Here is a 21,722-nt window from a genome sequence, read left to right as displayed (position 1 = left end):
TGCGGCGAGTGGCGGAAGAATAACCGAAAACGGAAGAGCGGGTTGGTTGCCCATCGCTCACTGGACAGCAAATCGGGATCTGATCAGGTGACGGCTAGCGGCGTCCGTTGCGACCGCCAGCTGCTTTGACTTTGACGGGTTTGCCGGCAACGGTTTGATGGCGTGTCCCTGCGATTGTCTGGCGTACCGGCGTGCGCACCACGGCGGCACCCGGCCTCGGCTTGTTCTGGCCGAATTTCTTCGCGAGTTGATTCGGGCCCGGGGTTTCGCGACGTCGTTCGGAAGCGATTGCCGCTGGCGATGGGTCGGTGCGTGGTACCAGGTGATGCGGCCCGTTGCCGATCAGATCGGCTCGCCCCATGCGTTGCAAGCCTTCACGCAAGATCGCCCAGTTTTCGGGATCGTGATAGCGCAGGAATGCCTTGTGCAGTTTGCGAATCTTGCCGATGCGCGGCGTTTCCACCGTTTCCGAATCGGCACTGACCTTGCGCAACGGGTTCTTGCGCGAGTGGTACATGGCCGTTGCCATCGCCATCGGCGTCGGCATGAAGGTCTGCACCTGATCCAGACGGAAATCGTTTTGTTTCAGCCACAGTGCCAGATTCAGCATGTCTTCATCGGTCGTGCCCGGATGGGCGGCGATGAAGTAGGGAATCAGGTACTGCTCCTTGCCGGCTTCTTTCGAATACTTCTCGAACAGTTCCTTGAACTTGTAGTAGGAACCCATGCCCGGTTTCATCATCTTGGAAAGCGGGCCTTCCTGCGAATGTTCGGGCGCGATCTTGAGCAAGCCGCCAACGTGATGCGTGACAAGTTCCTTCACGTACTCGGGCGAACGTACGGCGATGTCATACCGCAGGCCGGAACTGATCAGAATTTTCTTGATGCCCGGAATGGCGCGTGCCTTGCGGTAAAGCTGGATCAGTTTGCCGTGATCGGTGTTCAGGTTCGAGCAGATGCTCGGGAACACGCACGACAGGCGACGGCACGATTCTTCGATGCGCTTGTCGCGGCAGGCCAGGCGATACATGTTCGCCGTTGGGCCGCCCAGATCGGAAATGGTGCCGGTAAAGCCTTTTACCTTGTCGCGGATCAGTTCGATCTCGCGCAGAATGGATGGCTCGGAGCGGCTCTGTATGATGCGGCCTTCATGCTCGGTGATCGAACAGAAGGTGCAGCCGCCGAAGCAGCCGCGCATTATGTTGACCGAGAAGCGGATCATTTCCCACGCTGGAATGCGCGCCTTGCCGTAGCTTGGATGCGGCGCACGCGCGTAATTCATATCGTACACACCATCCATTTCATCCATCGCCAAGGGTAGCGGCGGCGGATTCAGCCAGACATCGCGTTCGCCATGCGATTGCACCATCGCGCGTGCATTGCCCGGGTTGGATTCGAGATGGAACACGCGCGAAGCGTGTGCATACAAAACCGGATCGTTGCTGACCTGTTCATAGGACGGCAGGCGCACCACCGTGCGACTGCGCAGATCGCGCTCTGCCTGGCGTCGCTCTTCGCGGCTGACGAGTTTGATGGGTTTGACGTTGGATTCTGGAGGCTTGGCCGCGGCATCGCCGTCGGTCTTGCAGCCCTCCGAATTTTTCATCTTCATCTCGTACGGATCAGGATGCGCATCCACCTTGCCCGGTGTATCGACGCTGGTCGAATTCGCTTCACCCCATTCTTCACTTGGCCGCCAGCCGGCTGGTGCCATGAAGGCTGTGCCGCGCAGATCGCGAATGCTTTGTATCGGTTCGCCGGCTGCCAATCGATGCGTGAGATCGACCAATGCCCGTTCGGCATTACCGAAGATCAGGATGTCGGCCTTGGAATCGGGCAGGACGGAACGGCGTACTTTGTCCGACCAGTAATCGTAATGCGCAATGCGGCGCAGGCTGGCTTCGATACTGCCGATCACCACGTTGACGCCGGGATACGCTTCGCGCACGCGTTGCGCATAGACGGTCAGCGCGCGATCCGGCCGCTTATTGGGTTCGCCGTTAGGCGTATAGGCATCTTCGGAGCGGATTTTACGATCGGCCGTGTAGCGATTGATCATCGAATCCATGTTGCCGGCCGTAACGCCAAAGTACAGATTCGGTTTGCCCAGCGCGCGGAAGGCCTCGGCCGAATGCCAGTCAGGCTGGCTGATGATGCCGACGCGGAAACCTTGTGCTTCCAGCAGGCGACCGATGAGCGCCATGCCGAAGCTTGGATGATCGATATACGCGTCGCCCGTCACCAGTATCACGTCGCAACTGTCCCAGCCCAATTTGTTCATTTCCGCGCGCGACATCGGCAGGAAAGGCGCGGGCGCGCGTTTCTGTGCAGGGGCTACGGGATAGGAAAAGAGATTCTTCGGTACGGCGCTCATGAGGATGGCTGGCATGCGACTGCTTGGTCGGCTGGCAAGGCAATGCGTGGGGAAGGCGACAGTATGACAGGTTTGCTCTTTTCGAGCGGCGGTTTTCGGCGTCACTAAACGCTTGTTTACATTGTTAATTATTCCGTTTGAAAAAAATGGAGTGTTTTATTCAACTTTTGAGGAAAAACGCCGATATCCCATATATGAGGTAGTTTTTGTTGCTATATGGAAATCAAGGGCGTATGCATTAAGTCAATTTGGGTGAGCAAGTGTTGTGTGCAGGAAACATGAAAATTGTTAATTTGTGACACGAATGATGCGGCAAGAGGGTTAGCGCTTTACGACGAATTTTTTCGACTAGCAGCCTACAAAAGGATGGGGTATAAATTGCCTCCCGGCATGTTCCGAATCGTCACTAAAAAATGTGGAGGCAAAGAACATGGTCCCGACCCATGCACCAATTAACAATGTTTGAAGATGTTTTCCGACGACGCGGTCAACCGGTGTACCGTTGTTGTGTTCAGGCAATAAGGTGGTGGGAATAAGCGGTATAGCAGGGAATGTGATGGCCAGCATTGCAAGGCAAGACTAGAAAATTGGTTGTTCGTATAAAAATGAATCAGGAGACAAGATGCGCATCGCAAACATGAAAATTGGTACACGACTCGGTATGGGATTTGGCCTGATCCTGTTGCTCGTGATTGCCATGGGGGTCGTCGGGATTCTCCGTCTGGAAAACATTAATCAGTCGAGCCGGAATTTGATCGATGAATCCTTGGTCAAGCAAAAAACGGCACAGAACTGGCTGATGGCGACGAGCGTTAATGCGACGCGTGCACTTGCGTTGGTGAAGGCGGGCGATGCCGCGACGCAAGACTTCTTCCAAAAGCAGATGAGTGCGCAAAGCAAGCAAATCGACGAGATGCAAAAAGTCCTGCAGGACAAGGCCGATAACGACAAGGAAAAAGCCTTGTTCGAAGCCGTCGGCAAGCAGCGTACGGCGTATGTCGATGCACGCAAAGCCATCATCACACTGAAGAACGCCGGTCAAATCGCGGAAGCCAATCAGCAGATCGAAGCGAAGATGATCCCTGCGCTGACCGCCTATGTGGATAGTGTGCGCGATGTCCTAGCCTATTACGACAGCGAAGTCGCGGTCTCCGATCAAACCATTACCGACAACTATCATTCAGGCCGCACGACCCTGATCGTGGGTGCGCTGATTGCCGTGTTGCTGGGTGCCTTGATCGCCTGGCGTTTGACGGTCGGGATCACGCGACCACTGCGTGAAGCGGTCAAGGTAGCCGAATCGGTGGCGGAAGGCGATCTGACAGCACGCAGCAGTCTGCCCGTCACCAGAGATGAAACCGGCATGCTGCTGTCCGCACTTGCCGCGATGCAGGAAAACCTGATGCGTATCGTCAGCCAGATTCGCATGGGTACCGATACCATTGCGACGGCTTCGAGCGAAATCGCCAGTGGCAACCTCGACCTGTCCTCGCGTACCGAAGAGCAGGCCAGTTCGCTGGAAGAAACCGCTTCGTCGATGGAAGAACTGACCTCGACCGTCAAGCAGAATGCCGATAACGCACGGCAGGCCAATCAACTGGCCGTGGCGGCTTCCAGCGTTGCTGCCAAGGGTGGCACCGTGGTATCGCAAGTGGTCGATACGATGAGCGAGATCAATTCGTCGTCGCGCAAGATCGTCGACATCATCGGCGTCATCGATGGCATCGCTTTCCAGACCAACATTCTGGCGCTGAACGCTGCCGTCGAGGCTGCGCGTGCCGGTGAGCAGGGCCGCGGCTTTGCGGTGGTAGCAACCGAAGTGCGTAACCTTGCACAACGTTCCGCCGCAGCAGCCAAGGAAATCAAGGCGCTCATCAGCGATTCGGTTGAAAAAGTGGATGCCGGCAGCAAGCAGGTTGCTGAAGCCGGTACGACGATGGACGAGATCGTCGATGGCGTCAAACGCGTGGCCGACATCATGGCTGAGATTACTGCTGCCAGCCAGGAACAGAGCGATGGCATCGAGCAGGTGAATACTGCGGTGACGCAGATGGATCAGGTCACGCAGCAAAATGCGGCATTGGTGGAAGAAGCGGCTGCTGCTGCCGAATCGCTGCAGGATCAGGCCAAGAATCTGGCGCAGGCTGTCAGCGTGTTCCGTATTGCCGGCGGCATGGTAGCGCCGACTGAAGCACCGCGCCGTACCGTGCAGTCTTCGGTCGTGGCAGCACAACGCCCGGCAGCGGCCAAGCCTTCCACGGCGGTCGCAGCCGAGCGTAAGCCTGCTACAGCGCCATCAGCCAAGACACTGGCCAGCAACGGTGCGGACGATTGGGAAGAGTTCTGATCGTATAACAGAGGCAGTCCCTGGACTGCCGCAATAAAAAAGGGATTCTGTTTGCAGAATCCCTTTTTCCTTTTTGGTGCCTGACACACCGCGATGCGGATGCCTTACTTCTTCAGCAGCTTGCTGTGGAAGGCGATGTGGTCTTCCATGAAGGTGGAGATGAAATAGTAGTTATGGTCGTAACCGGCATGGCGGCGCAGCGTTAGCGGTTGCTCGGCCGTCCAGCAGGCCATTTCGAAATGATGCGGCAGCAATTCGGTTTCGAGGAATTGATCGTCCAGCCCCTGGTCGATTAGGATGCCATCCGGGAATGGTGTCTTGCGTTCACGCATCAATGCGCTGGCATCATGCTGCGCCCATTGCGATTGGTCGCTGCCCAGATAATTCGAGAATGCCTTCTGGCCCCACGGGCAGTGTGACGGTGCCGTGATCGGCGCAAAGGCCGATACCGATTTGAAGATATCTGGATGGCGCAGTGCCAGCGTCAAGGCACCATGACCGCCCATTGAATGGCCGAACACGCCGATACGATCGGCCTGGGCCGGGAATTCACGCAGGATCAGTTCGCGTAACTCTTGTACGACGAAGGTCTCCATGCGGAAATGCGTGGCCCATGGTTGTTGCGTGGCGTCGAGGTAGAAGCCGGCACCGTGACCGAAATCCCAGCTATCCGCTGCACCCTTGATGCCGGTGCGGCGAGGGCTGGTATCGCAGGAAACCAGCATGATGCCGTGTTCGGCAGCATAACGCTGTGCGCCGCCCTTGATCATGAAGGTTTCTTCGGTACAGGTCAGACCGGCCAGATAGAACAAAACCGGAACCTTCTGGGTTTTTGCCTGCGGTGGCTGGTAGACCGAAAACGTCATCGGCAGGCCGGTGGCCGTCGATTCGATCTTGTAGAAGCCCTGGGTGCCGTTGAAGCACTTGTGCTGACTGATGATTTCCACTTCTTCCTCGTATTCCAGACTGTAGAACGTATGACTTAGTAAAGCACGACCGAACGGATCGATTCGCCGCTCTTCATCAGGTCGAAACCTTCGTTGATGCGATCGAGCGGCAGCGTGTGCGTGATCAGATCGTCGATGTTGAGTTTGCCTTCCATGTACCAGTCGACGATCTTCGGCACGTCGGTGCGGCCACGTGCACCACCGAAGGCCGAGCCTTTCCACTCGCGGCCCGTGACGAGCTGGAACGGACGTGTGCTGATTTCTGCACCGGCTTCGGCCACACCGATCACGATCGATTTGCCCCAGCCCTTGTGGCAGCACTCGAGCGCCTGACGCATGACCTTGGTGTTGCCGATACATTCGAAGCTGTAGTCGGCACCGCCATCGGTCAACTGGATGATCGCATCGACCACGTTTTCGACTTCATTCGGATTGATGAAGTGCGTCATGCCGAACTTGCGTGCCATCGCCTGACGATCCGGGTTGATATCGACGCCGATGATCTTGTCCGCACCAACCATCTTGGCCGCCTGAATCACGTTCAGGCCGATACCGCCGAGGCCGAACACGACCACATTGGCACCTGCTTCAACTTTTGCGGTGAACAGCACCGCACCGACGCCGGTCGTCACGCCGCAACCGATGTAGCAAACCTTGTCGAACGGCGCATCTTCACGGATTTTCGCCAGGGCGATTTCCGGCACGACGATGTAGTTGGAGAAGGTCGAGGTGCCCATGTAATGGAAGATCGGCTTGCCGTCGAGCGAGAAACGGCTCGTTGCGTCCGGCATCAGGCCACGACCTTGGGTCGAGCGAATCTTCTGGCACAGATTGGTTTTCTGCGAGAGGCAGAATTTGCATTCGCGACATTCCGGCGTGTAGAGCGGAATGACGTGATCGTTCTTTTTGAGGCTTTTTACACCGGGGCCGACATCGACCACCACACCCGCACCTTCGTGACCAAGAATCGCCGGGAACAGGCCTTCCGGGTCGGCGCCAGACAGCGTGTAGTAATCGGTGTGGCAGATGCCGGTGGCCTTGATTTCCACCAGCACTTCACCTTCGCGCGGGCCACCGAGTTCGACTTCTTCGATGGTCAGTGGTTGTCCTGCTTTCCAGGCGACGGCGGCTTTGGTTTTCATGCGATGTTCCTTTCAATCGTCAGTGATGACAGTTGATGTATGCGGTAGAGCGGTTAAAGCGGGATCGTGCACGCCAGAGCGCGAAGGCTCCGGCGTTGGGGCAAGCGGTTGCCGATCAGCCTTGTTTGGCTTCAGGAACAGGTTCCATATCTTCCGGCAGCACGACGTTGACGTCGAGCACTTCGAGCGTACCCTGGCTGTTGAGCGAAATCTTGATGTCTTCCGGGTTGACCTTCACGTACTTCGAGATCACGGCAATCAGTTCCTGGTGCAGCGCAGGCAGGAAGTCCGGGCCGGCGCGACCGTTACGTTCGCGCGCGATGATGATCTGCAACCGCTCCTTGGCCGCCGAAGCGGTTTTCGGTTTGGAGTTGAACAGGAAGGAGAGCAGCGACATGGTTACTTACCTCCAAACAGGCGTGCCAGCAGACCAGGCTTTTCGTAGTCGGTAAAGCGCAGCGGCAGTTCTTCGCCGAGGAAGCGCGACACCACGTCTTTATAGGCTTCCGAGACTTCGCTGCCTTCGATATGGATGGCCGGGTTACCGGCGTTCGATGCGTGCAGCACCGATTCCGATTCCGGGATGATGCCGATCAGCGGAATGCGCAGGATTTCCTGCACGTCGGTGTACGACAGCATTTCGCCGGCTTCGACACGTTTCGGTACGTAGCGTGTGATCAGCAGATGTTCCTTGACCGGTTCCTGGCCGTTCAGCGCACGGCGCGATTTGGCCTGGATGATGCCGAGAATACGGTCGGAGTCACGCACCGACGACACTTCCGGATTCGTCACGATGATGGCTTCATCGGCGAAGGTCAGTGCCATGACGGCGCCGTGTTCGATACCGGCCGGCGAATCGCAGATGATGTATTCGAAATCCATCTCCGCCAGTTCCTTGAGCACGCGCTCGACGCCTTCTTCCGACAGCGCATCCTTGTCGCGCGTCTGCGAGGCCGGCAACACGAACAGGTTGTCGCAATGCTTGTCCTTGATCAGCGCCTGATTCAGCGTGGCTTCCTGGTTGACGACATTGATCAGGTCGTACACCACACGGCGTTCGCAACCCATGATGAGGTCGAGATTGCGCAGGCCGACGTCGAAGTCGATGACAACGGTTTTGTGGCCGCGCATGGCGAGGCCCGACGAAAAGCTGGCGCTGGAGGTGGTTTTGCCGACGCCGCCTTTACCCGACGTCACGACGATGATTTTTGCCAAAGGAATCCCCTTTTATTGGATTGTTGGATAGTTACTCGATGAATGGTCACGCTGCCTTGATGGGCAGCATGTCGATGCGATCGCCAATCAGACGCACCTGCATGGTCTTGCGTGCCTGATCGGCGGGTAAGCCGTTTTCGAACGTGCGATACATGCCGGCGATGGAAACCAGTTCGGCTTCCATGCTCAGGGTAAAAATGCGTGCTTCGGTATTGCCGCTGGCGCCGGCCAGTGCACGGCCGCGCAAGGGGGCGTACACGTGGATGCTGCCATCGGCAATCACTTCGGCACCGTTGTTGACGGCTGCTGTGATCACCAGATCGGCGCCACGCGCATAGATGCGCTGGCCGGCGCGGACCGGCGTATCGACGATCATGGTGTTGGCCGCAAACTGCGCCGCTGGCGCAGCGGCATGCGCTGCCTGTACCGGAGCGGCTTCCAACACCACGGCGGGCGCTGGCGTCAGGTCGATTTCTGCCTGCTGCGGTGCGGCGGTTTCCGTTGCCGCAGCTTGTGCGGCTTCTTCGCGTGGCTTGACCGAGCCATCGAGGCTCAGACCATGCGCGGCGATATCAGCCACCATGCCGGGTGCGGCATTCCGCACGGCGACGGCATTCAGATGATGGGATTTCAGCAGGGCGGTGATGCCGGTCCAGTCGATGACTGTTTCGGGATCGAGAAAGCCGACATCGATCACGGCGAATTCATCGTCGAAGAAATCGGCATTGCCGCCTGTCATTTCCTGCATGGCCTTTTCCAGCACAGACAGGTTGGCATCGCGCAGGATGGCCGATACGGCGACAACGGTGGAAATCTTGATTTCGATCGGCTTGCTGGAAGTCTTAGACATGAACGATGCGTTGAGTAACGGTTAAAACGATGGCCAGCGTCGGCAGCTATGACCACTTGGCGGCACACAGGTTTCCGACAGGCAAACCGGCTTGCGTGTAGGCATGCTGCATGCAAGGTAAATAACGCAGCATTATAACCCTTGCAACGCCGTCTTCCATGCAGTCGCAATGCGATTGTCCGCGACTTTTCATGCTGCAACCCGCACCGCGCCGCAAGCATTTGTTCGGCTTGGGTGCGCGTGTAGAATAGCCCCCTTTTTTGCCGGAGCATCCCTCATGTGGTTCAAGAATCTTCAGATCTACCGTCTGCCTGCCCCGTGGTCCGTAACGGCGGAAAAACTCGAAGCCGATCTGGCACCGCACGCGTTCCAGCCGTGTTCCAGCCTTGACATGCAAAGCCAGGGCTGGATTTCGCCACGCGAAAACGGCCAACTGGTCTACACGATCAATAAACAGATGCTGATCGTGCTCGGTACCGAAAAGAAGCTGCTGCCGACCACCGTGATCAATCAGGTCACCAAGATCAAGGCGGCAGAGCTGGAGGAGCAGCAGGGTTTCAAGCCCGGCCGCAAGCAGATGAAGGAGTTGAAGGAACAGGTCACCGACGATCTGTTGCCGCGCGCCTTCAGCGTCTGGCGTTCGACCTGGGTCTGGATCGATCCCGTCAACGGCTGGCTGGTCGTGGATGCCGGCAGCCCGGTCAAGGCCGATGAAGTGTTGAAGCTGCTGTTCAAGTCGATCAACAAGCTGCCGCTCGAAACCCTGCACGTTGCCACGTCGCCGGTGGCGGCCATGACGGACTGGTTGCTCAGCGACGAAGCACCGGGCGGGTTCACGGTGGATCAGGATACCGAGCTACGTTCCAACACCGAAGGCAAGGCGACCGTGCGCTATGTGCGCCATACGCTCGATCCCGATGATGTCCGTCGTCACATCACCTCGGGCAAGCAGTGCACGCGTCTGGCGATGACGTGGGCTGACCGCATTTCCTTCGTGCTGACCGAAAACCTGACGATCAAACGCGTGGCGCCGCTAGATGTGATCAAGGAAAACGCCGACAGCATGGCCCAAAATGATGACGAACGTTTCGATTCGGACATCATGCTGATGACGGGTGAACTGAGCAAGTTGCTGGCCGATCTGGTGCTGGCGCTGGGTGGCGAAGTCAAGCAGCCGGGCTTGTAATCGAAGCACACACGTTTTCGTCGGCTGTGCTGATGCATAATTGACGTACGCTGTTGCGCGCATGCAGATTCAGTACTTGTACAAGATGTGATGCGCAGGATGTAATGCAGTACGCAGAACGGCCGTTGCTCAGACGGTCGTTTTGCTTTCTTCTACAAAAATCGGACACCATGGAAATCCAAGTCAGCGATATCGGTCACATCATCCAGCTCTCGGTCGCCCCCGTGTTTCTGCTGACTGGCGTGGGAACCACCATGACCGTGCTGACCAATCGGCTTGGTCGCATCACTGACCGTTCGCGCGTACTGGAAGAACGATTGCGCGCAGGCCCCGATGAAGAATCCCGCAAGGAATTGCAGGACGAATTGAATACGCTGTACCCGCGTGCGCACATGATCAATCGCGCCATCATTTTCAGTACCGCTTGTGCGTTGCTGGTGAGCATGGTGATTGCCTCGCTGTTTCTTGGCGACGCCCTGAATGTCGATCTTTCTAAGGCCATTGCGGTGTTCTTCATTACCGCCATGTTCTGCCTGGTGCTGGGACTGGTGTTCCTGCTGCGTGAAATTCTCGTCGCGACCGGCAATCTGCATCGCAGCAAGATCGTGCCGATCGAGCGTATCGAACGCTGAGCGTGATCGCCTGGCGATGCCTGTTTTCGGAGTAAAGGTTCCTGATTGATGGCTCAGAGCTGGAGCGCCGGCGGGTTGCCCACGTTGCGTCTCTGATCACATGATGCGGTTGTTGAAAATTAGGGCATCGATTTTTTCGTCGTTCAGGCAAGTGCCGACCAATCGATTTCGTCGGGTTTTGTGAAGTTCTCGAACAGTGGTCGGCCAAACGCATAACCCTGCATCAACGTAATCCCGAGTTGCGACAAACACTGCGCCTCGCCGACCGTTTCCACTCCTTCTGCGATCACCATGATGTCGAGTTCACTGGCGATAGTCACCAGTGCCTTGACGATGCTTTGTCGCGGTTTACTGGTATCTACTGCACGGATCAGACCCATGTCGAGCTTGACGATGTCAGGCTGAAAATCGGCCAGCAGATTGAGACCTGCGTAACCTGCGCCGAAATCGTCGATGGCAGTCAGGAATCCGATCTTTTGGTATTCCTTGAGAATCTCGGCCAGCCGCGGGCCATCAGCCACCATTTCGCCTTCCACCGCCTCGAAGATGATGTCGCTGAGCGGCACATTGTACTTTTCTGCGGCGAGCAGCGTGGTGCGAATGCATAGCTCGGGCCGATAGATGGCGTTAGGGAGAAAGTTGATCGATAGACGCGAGGGTAACTGTTGTTTTGCAGCCAGTCCGATCGCCTTTTCCCGACATGTCTGATCGAACAGATAGCGATTGTCTGCATTGACATGGGCAAGCACGCTCATGGCGGATTCTCCGTTTACACCCCTCACTAACGCTTCGTAAGCAAAGATCTTTCGGTCGCCAATATCGACGATTGGCTGGTACGCATAACTGAAGTCGAACGGAAGTCCGCCGGGATTCGCGCAATGTTTGCAGCCTGAGCTGGTCAGGAAAGCTGGAAAAATCGTGGTTGATTTGGCCATGAGGCATCTTTCGTGAAAGCGACAGTTCGCACGAATGCCCTGCCTTTTTGTTAACCGATTTGGTTGCTGAATCAGCACAGCCCGGTTTGAGAACGCCTGCGCGCTTGCTCAACGTCGTGACGTTGCTTGAGACTCCGGACGTGAGTATTTGTTTCCTTGAGGCATCATGATGGCTGATTTGTTACATCGCGATTGTTCGCCATCTCTCGAACCTATCGGCATTTGTCCGGTCTTTCTGAAGCACGGTTTGATTAATAGGCACTATCCGGGAGAGTGGTCATGCTCGATGCCATTTGGAGTGTAGTCGTTTTGGCCGTACAGATGGTCTTGTTCGGTGTCGCAATTTACTGGTCGTGGCAATGCATTCATGCATTTCGCCTTGCTTGCGAGTTCAGGATTCAAAATGCAGAAGCTTATCAACGTGCTTATAGAAATCTCGTTGAACAAGTAGGCGGCAATCGGCAATTAGCCGATCGCCTGATCCAGAGCGAGATATCGATTGCTGGCGAGCGCGGCTGCTCGCCTCGCGAGGCAATTCGACGCGTATTACGGCATCGCCATTTGCGGACTGCATTCCAGTAATTGCGTGATCAAATGTGAATGTGCAGTGTGCTATGCGAGTAGGCAAGCTTGAGCGAGCCTTTTGTCCACTATCATGTCTTTCTGTTACGCGCAGCCTAACTGCCAGGCCGGCAGTGCGTCCGACGTCGCTATTTGATGTCGTCTCACTAATTATGAGAAACGTGCACAGACTCGCGCATGATTTTTTTGATCGACGTTGATTAAATTGTCTGCATTAACAGCAGCATCCTCGCCTCGTTTCACCCCTTTAGTGGTAAGGCAGAATAGTGATGTTTTGGTAATGGTCAGACCGCCGATAGATGCGCAAGGTTTAATACGCCGCGCTGATGCCGCCAACCGACAGCATCACTTTGTAGTTGCGCATTGATTTAACGGCAACTCAGTGCCAGCCGAAATACTGTCGCGCACGCCAGCCCAGCCACAGTCCCGCGAACATGAAGACGGCAAACAGCCAGCCCGATGCCGCCCCGGCCATGATGCCCGACAACAATGTGCCCACGGTGCAGCCCAGTGCCACCATGGCCCCCCAGCCCATCAGCACGCCACCGATCAGCGCGCGAACGACTTCGTTCAAGCGCGGCATGCGCGGTTTGAAGTCGCCGGCTGAAAGTGCGGCAGCAAAAGCGCCCAGGACCAACGCGATGACGAAAGCACCATTTTGCGACCACAAGCTTTCCTTGATGCGTGTGGCACAGCCAGAGAACGTATCCAGTCCTTCGAGGCGCGTCGGTAGCAGGCTCAACTGATCCGCCGAAGTACGCGCCAGACTGCCGAGTTCAGCTGTCACGCCGAGCGGGCCCAGCCGGAAGTAGGCCAGTACGCCGATAAAGCCGATCAGGATGCCGCCTGTGGCAGCAGGCCAGCGCTGTTGCCATGCATTGCCCGAGTCGATATTGGAAATTTTGCGATGTGCGCGCCATAACAAGAGAGCGACGACCGCCAGTGCGAGTAATTGCAGCGCGACCGAACCGGCATAACCGAGATGATGCGGCAACCAGATCACGGGCGCTTCCTGTATCGCCGCCAGATAAAGAGTGTTCCAGCTAAGGAAGCCGAGAAAAAAGCCGACCAGTGTGCCCAGTAGCGCGAACGGCGATGCCGTCGCGCCTTCTCCAAGGCGATAAAGATGGGCGCTGATGCATGACCCCGACAGCGCCATGCCGAGCCCAAAGCTGAATGCACCAGCCGCCAGTACCCAACTGATCGGACCGATGTGTGCTTGCGGCGGCAACCGTCCCGGTGTCGGCACCGGCAGGAAGGCACCGAAGATCAGGTGATAGCCGAGAATGCCTACAGCCAGTGCCACCACGATGCCAAGCAAGCCACGGGCATTGCGCTGGTCGAGAAAGTCGCGCGTCACACAATAAAAACAAAAGCGCGAACGCTGCAAGACGATGCCGAATGCCGTACCGAACAGGGCCGCCAACGCCAGTTCGCGTCCGCTGCCGGCGATATTGCCGAGCGCGAACGCGAACCAGAGTGCGACGCCAAGGACAAGGGCAGCCGGCACCAGTCGCCGCACGGGCGGTAGTGCCGCTTCAGCCATGATTACTTACCGCCCCAGACCGTACCTGCCGGATTGTTGATCGGTACGCCGACGGTGTTGCCGTATTCTGTCCACGAACCATCGTAGTTGCGTACTTCATAGCCGAGCAGTTTCGACAGCGCAAACCAGGTGTGGCTCGAGCGTTCGCCAATGCGGCAGTAGGTGATCACGGGTTTGCTGCCGTCGATGCCGGCCGCGCCATAGATTTTCTTCAGTTCATCGACCGACTTGAACGTGCCATCGGCAGCGACAGCTTGGCCCCACGGCACATTGGCTGCGCCAGGAACGTGACCGGCGCGAATGGCCAGTTCCTGCACGCCGGCAGGCGCAAAGACCTTGCCGCTGTATTCGTCAGCCGAGCGGATATCGACCAGCTTGGCATCGCTCTTCTTTTCTGCCACTGCGACCACGTCGCTCAGTCGTGCGCGCAGCTTCTGGTTGGCTGGCGCAACTTTGATGTTGCCCGCAACCTGCTGTTTGGCGACCGGCGTCAGTGGCCGGTTTTCGGCTTCCCATTTCTTGCGGCCGCCATCGAGCAGCTTGACGTTCTTGACACCATAGATGTCGAACACCCATGCGCCCCAGGCGGCAAACCAGTTATTCGTATCGCCATAAAGAACGACCGTGCTGTCTGCATTGACGCCGGCATTGCGCAGCAGCTTTTCGAAATTCTGCTGACTCACGATATCGCGACGCACGGGATCGACCAGATCGGTATGCCAGGAGAAATTGCTGGCACCCTGAATATGGCCGCGTTCATAAAGGCCGGGATTGACGCTGACTTCGATCAGACGCAGTTTGGGATCGTTGAGATTCTTTTCCAGCCAGTCGGTGCTGACCAGAAAGTCGCTGGGCGCAGCATGCGCGCTGCCGATCAGCAGGCTGCCAGCGAGTAGCAGGGTTTTGACGAGTTTCATGGAAATCTATCCTCCGTTGTTAAGAAATCGTTAGCTAATGTACGCAAGCGATTGCTGTAGGACAACGAAGCATTTCCGATATGCATATGCAGGAAACATTTATGGCATCTTGCAGAAAAATCCCTTCAATCCCCCCGCACAAGTCATTGATGATGAAATGTTAATTATGTTAAATTGTCGTGATTTTGTTGTAAATTTGTTAATCAAAAGAAAGGAAGTAGCATGCAGCAAAGTAGTAGCAAGACTTGGGTGCGCACAGCCAGTGCCTTGGCGATGATTGTGGCGCTGGCCGGATGTGCGACGTCGAGTGACCAGTCGGCAACCAAGACGCGTCCTCCTGTCATGACGAGCCAGACCTTGCAGGACATGTCTGCCGATCAGGCAATCCAGCTTCTCAAAGAAGGCAACGAACGTTTCACCCAAGGCAAGCCGACCGCGCACGATTACCGTCAACAGGTCAAGACTACCGGCACCAATGGTCAGTATCCGTTTGCGAGCATCGTCAGCTGCATCGACTCGCGCTCGGCACCGTCCGTTGTATTCGATCTTGGTATTGGTGACATCTTCAGCGCACGCGTCGCCGGCAATGTGATCAATGAAGATGTGTTGGGCAGTCTTGAATACGCGTCGAAAGTGGTGGGCACCAAGCTGATCGTGGTGTTGGGACATACCTCATGCGGCGCAGTCAAGGGCGCGTGCGACAACGTGCAGATGGGCAATCTGAGCGGCTTGCTGGCAAAAATCCGTCCGGCAGTGGATGCCACCAAGAATGTAGGTGGTGCAGACCGCAGTTCGCATAACTATGCGTTCGTCGATGCCGTGGCGGAAAACAACGTCAAGCTCATGGTTCAATCGATCCGCGATCGCAGCCCGGTGTTGAAGGAGATGGAAGGCAAGGGCGAAATCAAGATTGTCGGCGCGATGCTCGACGTCAAGACGGGCGAGGTCAAGTTCTACTGATGACTGGCGCGACAAACAAAAAGCCGACGCATGCGTCGGCTTTTTTGCGTCTGATGCAGATGCAATCAGTAGGTCGGCGGCACATAACCTTGCGCAGCATCGGCACCGTCGCCGAAGAAGTGTTTTTCCATCTGTGCGGCCAGATATTTGCGTGCGCGCACATCGGCGAGATTCAGGCGGTTTTCATTGACCAGCATGGTCTGGTGCTTGAGCCATGCTGCCCATGCTTCCTTCGAAACGCCTTCATAAATGCGCTTGCCCAGGTCACCGGGATACGGCGGGAAATCCAGGCCTTCGGCTTCCTTGTCGAGCTTGATGCAGTGAACCATGCGAGTCATGTGTTTTTCCTTTTCTGCTGGCAGCGAGATCGATGCATTGTCATGCGCTGCCGGTTGATGTTGATTCAGCGTCGCGCGCTTGGCACGTACCGCGGATGCGTCATTATAGATTTTTCACGAAGACGAGGGATTTGCGCTGCCAGTTGTACATGCTTTGGCGATCCTTGGGCAGGCTGTCCACCGTCGCTGGCACGAAGCCACGCTTGAGGAACCAGTGCGCGGTCCGCGTCGTCAGCACGAAGAGTTTCTTCAATCCGTCGGCGCGTGCGCGGTTTTCCATATGTTTGAGCAAACGCTCGCCATCGCCCTGGGTTTGCGCATCCGGGCTGACGATCAGACATGCCATCTCTGCCATTTTGTCGCCAGGGAATGGGTAGAGTGCCGCGCAACCGAAGATCACACCATCGTGTTCAATCACGGAAAAATGGTCGATCTCGCGTTCGATCAATTCGCGCGGACGCTTGACCAAGGTGCCGTCGGCTTCATGCGGTTCGATAAGTTTCAGGATGCCGCCCACATCCTCGATGGTCGCCTGGCGCAGGCTTTCCAGATTCTCGTAGCTCACCATCGTTCCGACGCCATCGTGCGTGAAGATTTCAAGCAGGGCGGCGCCATCGATGTCATACGGCACGATGTGCGCACGTGGTACGCCGTGGCGCGTGGCGCGTACGCAGTGTTGCAGATAGAACGCCACATCGGGTGGCAGTTCGCTGCGATCGAGCAGGCGTTCGGCCTGCAGCGAGGTCAGTTCGCGAATGTCATCGCCGGCGGCGTTCGACATCAGCGGCGTTTCGCTGAGGAAGATCAGCTTGTCCGCACGGATCGCGGTTGCCGTCGTCACTGCCACGTCTTCCATCGACAGGTTGAAGACTTCGCCGGTTGGCGAAAAGCCCAGCGGCGACAGCATCACCATGCCACCGGCATTCAGAATCGGGTGGATGGCTTCATAGGCGATCTTGCGCGTCACGCCCGTCAATTCCAGATCGACACCTTCGATCACGCCCATCGGACGCGCGGTGACGAAGTTGCCGGAAATGATGCGGATGGTCGAACCGGCCATCGGTGTATTCGGCAAGCCCTGGCTGAAAGCCGCTTCGATATCGAGGCGCAGTTCACCCGCAGCTTCCTTCGCACATTCCATCGCAGCGGCATCGGTGATGCGCAAGCCATTGTGAAAGCGTGCTTCCACATTCCGCAGCGCCAGTTGTTCTTCCACCTGCGGGCGCGACCCATGCACGATCACGACCTTGATGCCGAGTGCGTGCAATAGCGAAAGATCCTGCGCCAGCACCGGCAAGGCGCCGGCCTTGACCAGTTCGCCCGGAAAAGCGATCACGAAGGTCTTGCCGCGGAAAGCGTGGATATACGGCGCGACCGAGCGCAGCCACTGGACGAATTGGTCTGGATTTTCCATCCGCGCATTATACCCACGCGATTTGCCGTGCAGTGAGCGCCAGCGCGGCATTTTGCGCTGTTTGCGATTGTTTTCGCGAGAGGCTGGCGGCGCAAGGTGCCATTGCTTCTGTCATGCGGCGCTTCGTGGCCGCTTTTCGCGTGCTCTGTATAATGCGAGCCCTCATGTCTGCACCAGAATCCACCCCAAAATCCGCTGCGCCACGGCCTCAACGTACCGAGCGCAAGGCGCGTCCCGAGCAGGAAGCGCCCCTGCGCAATCCGCTACCGGCGATCACGTTTCCCGAAGAGTTGCCGGTTTCCCGCCGCCGGGATGAGATTGCGCAGGCCATTGCCAATCATCAGGTTGTTATCGTCAGTGGCGAAACCGGCTCCGGCAAGACCACCCAGCTACCGAAAATCTGCCTCGAACTTGGTCGCGGCGAAAAGGGCCTGATCGGCCACACGCAACCGCGCCGCATCGCCGCTTCTTCCACAGCCAAGCGCATCGCGCAGGAACTGGGTTCGCCGGCTGGCGAGCACGTTGGTTTCAAGGTGCGCTTCAACGACACGCTTTCCAAAGGTGCTTGGGTCAAGCTGATGACGGATGGCATTCTGCTGGCCGAAACGCAGACCGACCCCTTGCTGCGTCAGTACGACACCATCATCATCGACGAGGCGCACGAACGCAGCCTCAACATCGATTTCCTGCTTGGCTATCTCAAGCAGTTGCTTCCCAAGCGGCCCGATCTCAAGATCATCATTACGTCGGCGACCATCGATGCCGAACGCTTCGCGCGGCATTTTGCCAAGGGTGACAAACCGGCACCCGTGATCGAAGTGTCGGGGCGCTTGTATCCGGTTGAGATTCGCTATCGACCGATCGAACCGTTCGATCGGCAGCCGCAGTCGAATCCCAATGCGACCTCGGATGCGGCCGCTGCGCGCCGTTCGGCGCAAGCGGCGAAGGAACGTGGCCAGCGCGATCTGATGGATGCCGTGGTCGATGCGGTCGATGAACTGGCACGCATCGGTTCCGGTGATGTGCTGGTGTTCCTGCCGGGCGAGCGCGAGATTCGCGATGCAGCCGAAGCCTTGCGCAAGCATCATCCACCGCACGTGGAAATTCTGCCGCTGTTTGCCCGCCTGTCGGCACAGGAGCAGGAGCGCGTCTTCAAGTCGACCAATGCACGTCGCATTGTGCTGGCAACCAACGTCGCAGAAACGTCGCTGACCGTGCCTGGCATTCGCTACGTGGTCGATACCGGCTTGGCGCGCGTCAAGCGTTACAGCTACCGCAACAAGGTCGAGCAATTGCAGATTGAGCCGGTAGCGCAGTCGGCGGCCAATCAGCGCGCCGGGCGTTGTGGTCGCGTCGCGGCGGGTGTCTGCATTCGTCTGTATGACGAACAGGATTATCTGCAACGGCCTAAATTCACCGAGCCAGAAATCCTGCGCTCGTCGCTGGCTTCCGTCATCCTGCGCATGAAGTCGCTGCGCTTGAGCGATGTCGAAGACTTTCCGTTCATCGAACCACCGCTGGGCCGCGCGATCGCCGACGGTTACCAATTGCTGCAGGAACTCGGCGCCGTCGATGACGATAATCGCCTGACCAAGCTGGGGCGTGAACTGGCGCGCTTGCCACTCGATCCGCGTGTCGGGCGCATGATTCTGGCAGCCAAGGAAAACGTTTGTTTGAATGAGGTGCTGATCATCGCCGCAGCACTGTCAGTGCAAGACCCGCGCGATCGGCCACTGGAAGCGCAGAATGCCGCCGATCAGGCGCACAAGAAATTCGCCGATGACAAATCCGAATTCCAGAGCTACCTGAAAATATGGAAATGGTTTCAGGACGCCATTGAGCACAAGAAAACCAACCGTCAGTTGCAGGATGAATGCCGCGCCAATTTCCTGTCGCAATTGCGACTGCGCGAATGGCGTGACGTGCATTCGCAACTGTTGACCATCGTGCGCGAGCAGGGCTGGCGGCTCAACGAAACGCCGGCAACCTACGAGCAACTGCATCTCGCACTGCTGACAGGTTTGCTGGGTAATATCGGTTTCAAGGCCGAGGACGAGCCGCATTATCTAGGCGCGCGCAGCATCAAGTTTCATATCTGGCCCGGCTCATCGCTGCAGAAAAAAGCAAGCAAGTGGATCATGGCGGCCGAACTGGTCGATACCTCGCGTCTGTATGCGCGCTGCATCGCGCAGATTCAGCCCGAATGGCTGGAGCGCGTGGCCGGGCATTTGCTGAAGAAATCGTATGGCGATCCGCGCTGGGAAAAGCGTACCGCGCAGGTCTCGGCCTATGAGCGTGCCACGCTGTACGGACTGGTCGTCTATAGCCAGCGTCGTATCAATTACGGCCTCATCAATCCCAAGGAAGCACGTGAGATTTTCATTCGCGATGCACTGGTCGGCGGCGATTTTGAGACGCGTGCGCCATTCTTCGCGCATAACCACAAGCTCGTGCGCGAGATCGAAAACCTCGAACACAAGTCGCGTCGTCTGGATGTGCTGGTCGATGACGAACTGATCGCCGCTTTCTACGACAAGCTGATTCCATCCGATGTGTTCAACGGCATCGGTTTCGAGAAATGGCACAAGGACGCAACGGCTGCCGAACCGAAGCTGCTGTACCTGAATCGCGACGATCTGATGCGCCACGAGGCAGCAGGCGTGACGACCGATCTGTTCCCCAAGAGCATGAGCGTGGCGGGTGCCACAACCACCTTGTCTTACCATTTCGAGCCGGGTTCGCCGCGCGATGGCGTGACGCTGACCGTACCTTTGTACGCACTGAATCAGATTTCGGTCGAGCGTACCGAATGGCTGGTGCCGGGTATGCTGAAGGACAAGGTGCATCTGTTACTCAAATCGCTGCCGCAAAAATTGCGTCGCCATTGCGTGCCATTGCCGGATTACGCAGCCGGTTTCTGTGATCGCGTGCAAGAGAAAAACATCTTCGGTCGTGGCAGTTTGCTCGATGCCGTGATCGCCGATGTACGCGAAGAAAAAACCATCGTCACGCGCCAGACTGATTACAAGCTCGAAACCCTGCCTGCGCATCACTTCATGAACTTCAAGGTGATCGACGAGCATGGCCGCCAGCTTGATATGGGGCGCAATCTCGGTGCCTTGCGTGCCGAATTCGGCGGGCAGGCGCGTGAAAGCTTTCAGCGATTAGCTGAAAAGACGGCGACACCACTAACGTCTTCTACGGTGGAAAAGGGCAGTAAAGCCCATGTTGACACTGCGCAGCCGATCGCACAGTCGTCAACGGCATCTTTGGACAAGACTGCGGCATCGCAGCAACCGCAGAATGCGCAGCATCAGCAACTCACTGCATGGACATTCGGTGAACTGCCCGAATTGCTTGAAATCCAGCAAGGCAAGCAAAAGCTGATCGGCTTTCCCGCACTCGTCGACCGCAAGACGCATTGCGATCTGGAAGTATTCGACGATCCCGATGAAGCCGCACGCGTGCATCGCCTTGGTCTGCGCCGTTTGATGGCGCTGCAATTGAAAGAGCAGGTCAAGTTCCTCGAAAAGAACATCCCCGGTTTGCAGCAGATGGGCATGCAGTTCATGGCGATTGGTTCGCAGGAAGAACTACGCGATCAGATCATCGAACAGGCGCTTGAACGCGCCTGCCTGCAAGACCCATTGCCAAAGAATGCCGAGCAATTCAATGCCCGCAAGGACGAAGGAAAATCACGCCTCGGCTTGCTCGTGAATGAAATCGCGCGTCTTGCCGGTAACGTGCTGGCCGACTATCACACCTTGCCTAAGAAACTGCAAACCGTGAAAGCGCATACGCAAGCCGTCAACGACATGCAGGCGCAGATGCAGGCACTGGTCGGCAAGCGTTTCATTGCGCAGACCGACTACGCGCACCTCACGCATTTCCCGCGGTACCTGAAGGCCATCGGTATTCGTATCGACAAGCTGCGTGCCGATCCACTACGCGATGCGCGCGCCATGAGCGAATGGCAGCAGGCCGCATCATCTTGGCAGCGCGCATTGAAAGAGCGACATGGCGATCCGAAGATGGATCAGTATCGATGGATGCTGGAAGAGTTGCGCGTATCGTTGTTTGCACAGGAATTGCGTACGCCGATGCCGGTATCGGTCAAGCGGCTACAGAAGGTTTGGGAGTCGATGCAGCGATGAGACTGTTGTGCAACGTGCTGTTGGTATTGTGCGCGTGCGCTGCCCGCAGAAGTTCAACAGTTAGTCGAACGCCCTAATGATTGCGATCACTTTCGGGACGAGGACTCTTATGATGAAGTGCGTCGTCTTTTCATCAATCAAAATTTGATAAAGCTTTGGACCGGTATGCATCCGCAGTTGCTG

The 21,722-nt window shown here is 57.0% G+C and carries 17 protein-coding genes; 6 read left to right on the top strand and 11 right to left on the bottom strand.

Annotation, left to right across the window (positions count from 1 at the left end; genetic code table 11):
• Positions 1-94: 94 nt before the first annotated feature.
• The gene (locus tag QZ725_RS03980; protein ID WP_293776624.1) at positions 95-2,296 is read right to left on the bottom strand and encodes a YgiQ family radical SAM protein; all 2,202 of its coding nucleotides are present in this window, start codon (positions 2,294-2,296) and stop codon (positions 95-97) included.
• A 700-nt stretch (positions 2,297-2,996) separates the two neighbouring features.
• Between QZ725_RS03980 and QZ725_RS03975 the strand changes: the two genes are divergently transcribed.
• On the top strand, positions 2,997-4,721 hold the full coding sequence (locus QZ725_RS03975; protein ID WP_293776417.1) for a methyl-accepting chemotaxis protein: 1,725 nt from the start codon (positions 2,997-2,999) through the stop codon (positions 4,719-4,721).
• Positions 4,722-4,825: 104 nt separating this feature from the next.
• Here QZ725_RS03975 and fghA read toward each other — a convergent pair whose 3' ends face one another.
• From fghA to minC, 5 genes are all read right to left on the bottom strand, one after another.
• On the bottom strand, positions 4,826-5,668 hold the full coding sequence (fghA, locus tag QZ725_RS03970; protein WP_293776414.1) for an S-formylglutathione hydrolase: 843 nt from the start codon (positions 5,666-5,668) through the stop codon (positions 4,826-4,828).
• A 35-nt stretch (positions 5,669-5,703) separates the two neighbouring features.
• Positions 5,704-6,810, bottom strand: coding sequence for an S-(hydroxymethyl)glutathione dehydrogenase/class III alcohol dehydrogenase (locus QZ725_RS03965; RefSeq protein WP_293776412.1), 1,107 nt, complete (start codon positions 6,808-6,810; stop codon positions 5,704-5,706).
• A gap of 115 nt (positions 6,811-6,925) precedes the next feature.
• Entirely contained in the window at positions 6,926-7,207 is a 282-nt protein-coding gene (gene minE / locus QZ725_RS03960) for a cell division topological specificity factor MinE (protein ID WP_293776409.1), read from the bottom strand.
• Between the two features lie 2 nt (positions 7,208-7,209).
• Complete coding sequence (gene minD / locus QZ725_RS03955) at positions 7,210-8,025, bottom strand: septum site-determining protein MinD (RefSeq protein WP_293776407.1); 816 nt, start codon at positions 8,023-8,025, stop codon at positions 7,210-7,212.
• 46 nt (positions 8,026-8,071) lie between these two features.
• Positions 8,072-8,875, bottom strand: coding sequence for a septum site-determining protein MinC (gene minC, locus QZ725_RS03950; protein ID WP_293776405.1), 804 nt, complete (start codon positions 8,873-8,875; stop codon positions 8,072-8,074).
• 277 nt (positions 8,876-9,152) lie between these two features.
• Here minC and QZ725_RS03945 point away from each other — a divergent pair, with 277 nt between their 5' ends.
• The gene (locus QZ725_RS03945; protein WP_293776403.1) at positions 9,153-10,061 is read left to right on the top strand and encodes a recombination-associated protein RdgC; all 909 of its coding nucleotides are present in this window, start codon (positions 9,153-9,155) and stop codon (positions 10,059-10,061) included.
• Between the two features lie 170 nt (positions 10,062-10,231).
• Positions 10,232-10,693, top strand: a complete 462-nt coding sequence (locus tag QZ725_RS03940; protein ID WP_293776401.1) for a DUF2721 domain-containing protein — start codon at positions 10,232-10,234, stop codon at positions 10,691-10,693.
• 143 nt (positions 10,694-10,836) lie between these two features.
• Here the strand turns inward: QZ725_RS03940 and QZ725_RS03935 are convergent, their stop codons facing one another.
• Positions 10,837-11,628 (bottom strand): EAL domain-containing protein, encoded by a 792-nt coding sequence (locus QZ725_RS03935; RefSeq protein WP_293776621.1) that lies wholly within the window; start codon positions 11,626-11,628, stop codon positions 10,837-10,839.
• A gap of 279 nt (positions 11,629-11,907) precedes the next feature.
• Between QZ725_RS03935 and QZ725_RS03930 the strand changes: the two genes are divergently transcribed.
• Positions 11,908-12,210, top strand: a complete 303-nt coding sequence (locus QZ725_RS03930; protein ID WP_293776399.1) for a hypothetical protein — start codon at positions 11,908-11,910, stop codon at positions 12,208-12,210.
• Between the two features lie 379 nt (positions 12,211-12,589).
• Here QZ725_RS03930 and QZ725_RS03925 read toward each other — a convergent pair whose 3' ends face one another.
• On the bottom strand, positions 12,590-13,756 hold the full coding sequence (locus tag QZ725_RS03925) for a YeeE/YedE family protein (RefSeq protein WP_293776397.1): 1,167 nt from the start codon (positions 13,754-13,756) through the stop codon (positions 12,590-12,592).
• A 2-nt stretch (positions 13,757-13,758) separates the two neighbouring features.
• The gene (locus QZ725_RS03920; protein ID WP_293776395.1) at positions 13,759-14,673 is read right to left on the bottom strand and encodes a sulfurtransferase; all 915 of its coding nucleotides are present in this window, start codon (positions 14,671-14,673) and stop codon (positions 13,759-13,761) included.
• Between the two features lie 222 nt (positions 14,674-14,895).
• On the opposite strand from QZ725_RS03920, the gene QZ725_RS03915 reads away from it, so the two are divergent.
• Entirely contained in the window at positions 14,896-15,633 is a 738-nt protein-coding gene (locus QZ725_RS03915) for a carbonic anhydrase family protein (RefSeq protein ID WP_293776392.1), read from the top strand.
• 65 nt (positions 15,634-15,698) lie between these two features.
• On the opposite strand, the gene QZ725_RS03910 is transcribed toward QZ725_RS03915, so the two are convergent.
• The gene (locus QZ725_RS03910; RefSeq protein ID WP_293776390.1) at positions 15,699-15,971 is read right to left on the bottom strand and encodes an oxidative damage protection protein; all 273 of its coding nucleotides are present in this window, start codon (positions 15,969-15,971) and stop codon (positions 15,699-15,701) included.
• Positions 15,972-16,074: 103 nt separating this feature from the next.
• On the bottom strand, positions 16,075-17,385 hold the full coding sequence (argA, locus tag QZ725_RS03905) for an amino-acid N-acetyltransferase (protein WP_293776387.1): 1,311 nt from the start codon (positions 17,383-17,385) through the stop codon (positions 16,075-16,077).
• Positions 17,386-17,549: 164 nt separating this feature from the next.
• Between argA and hrpA the strand changes: the two genes are divergently transcribed.
• Complete coding sequence (hrpA, locus tag QZ725_RS03900; RefSeq protein ID WP_293776384.1) at positions 17,550-21,539, top strand: ATP-dependent RNA helicase HrpA; 3,990 nt, start codon at positions 17,550-17,552, stop codon at positions 21,537-21,539.
• The last annotated feature ends 183 nt before the right edge of the window (positions 21,540-21,722 follow it).

The organism is uncultured Oxalicibacterium sp. (assembly GCF_913776015.1).
GTDB lineage: Bacteria > Pseudomonadota > Gammaproteobacteria > Burkholderiales > Burkholderiaceae_D > Oxalicibacterium.
The sequence above is the reverse complement of the archived record's forward strand: the minus strand, read 5'-3'. Positions and strand labels throughout refer to the sequence as shown.

What these genes read in the sequence shown, in the direction of transcription:
- QZ725_RS03980 (WP_293776624.1), bottom strand. Translation starts at nt 2,296, where the DNA reads ATGTCGCGCGCGGAAATGAACAAATTGGGCTGGGACAGTTGCGACGTG.
- QZ725_RS03975 (WP_293776417.1), top strand. Translation starts at nt 2,997, where the DNA reads ATGCGCATCGCAAACATGAAAATTGGTACACGACTCGGTATGGGATTT.
- QZ725_RS03965 (WP_293776412.1), bottom strand. Translation starts at nt 6,810, where the DNA reads ATGAAAACCAAAGCCGCCGTCGCCTGGAAAGCAGGACAACCACTGACC.
- minE (WP_293776409.1), bottom strand. Translation starts at nt 7,207, where the DNA reads ATGTCGCTGCTCTCCTTCCTGTTCAACTCCAAACCGAAAACCGCTTCG.
- minC (WP_293776405.1), bottom strand. Translation starts at nt 8,875, where the DNA reads ATGTCTAAGACTTCCAGCAAGCCGATCGAAATCAAGATTTCCACCGTT.
- QZ725_RS03945 (WP_293776403.1), top strand. Translation starts at nt 9,153, where the DNA reads ATGTGGTTCAAGAATCTTCAGATCTACCGTCTGCCTGCCCCGTGGTCC.
- QZ725_RS03940 (WP_293776401.1), top strand. Translation starts at nt 10,232, where the DNA reads ATGGAAATCCAAGTCAGCGATATCGGTCACATCATCCAGCTCTCGGTC.
- QZ725_RS03935 (WP_293776621.1), bottom strand. Translation starts at nt 11,628, where the DNA reads ATGGCCAAATCAACCACGATTTTTCCAGCTTTCCTGACCAGCTCAGGC.
- QZ725_RS03930 (WP_293776399.1), top strand. Translation starts at nt 11,908, where the DNA reads ATGCTCGATGCCATTTGGAGTGTAGTCGTTTTGGCCGTACAGATGGTC.
- QZ725_RS03925 (WP_293776397.1), bottom strand. Translation starts at nt 13,756, where the DNA reads ATGGCTGAAGCGGCACTACCGCCCGTGCGGCGACTGGTGCCGGCTGCC.
- QZ725_RS03920 (WP_293776395.1), bottom strand. Translation starts at nt 14,673, where the DNA reads ATGAAACTCGTCAAAACCCTGCTACTCGCTGGCAGCCTGCTGATCGGC.
- QZ725_RS03915 (WP_293776392.1), top strand. Translation starts at nt 14,896, where the DNA reads ATGCAGCAAAGTAGTAGCAAGACTTGGGTGCGCACAGCCAGTGCCTTG.
- QZ725_RS03910 (WP_293776390.1), bottom strand. Translation starts at nt 15,971, where the DNA reads ATGACTCGCATGGTTCACTGCATCAAGCTCGACAAGGAAGCCGAAGGC.
- argA (WP_293776387.1), bottom strand. Translation starts at nt 17,385, where the DNA reads ATGGAAAATCCAGACCAATTCGTCCAGTGGCTGCGCTCGGTCGCGCCG.
- hrpA (WP_293776384.1), top strand. Translation starts at nt 17,550, where the DNA reads ATGTCTGCACCAGAATCCACCCCAAAATCCGCTGCGCCACGGCCTCAA.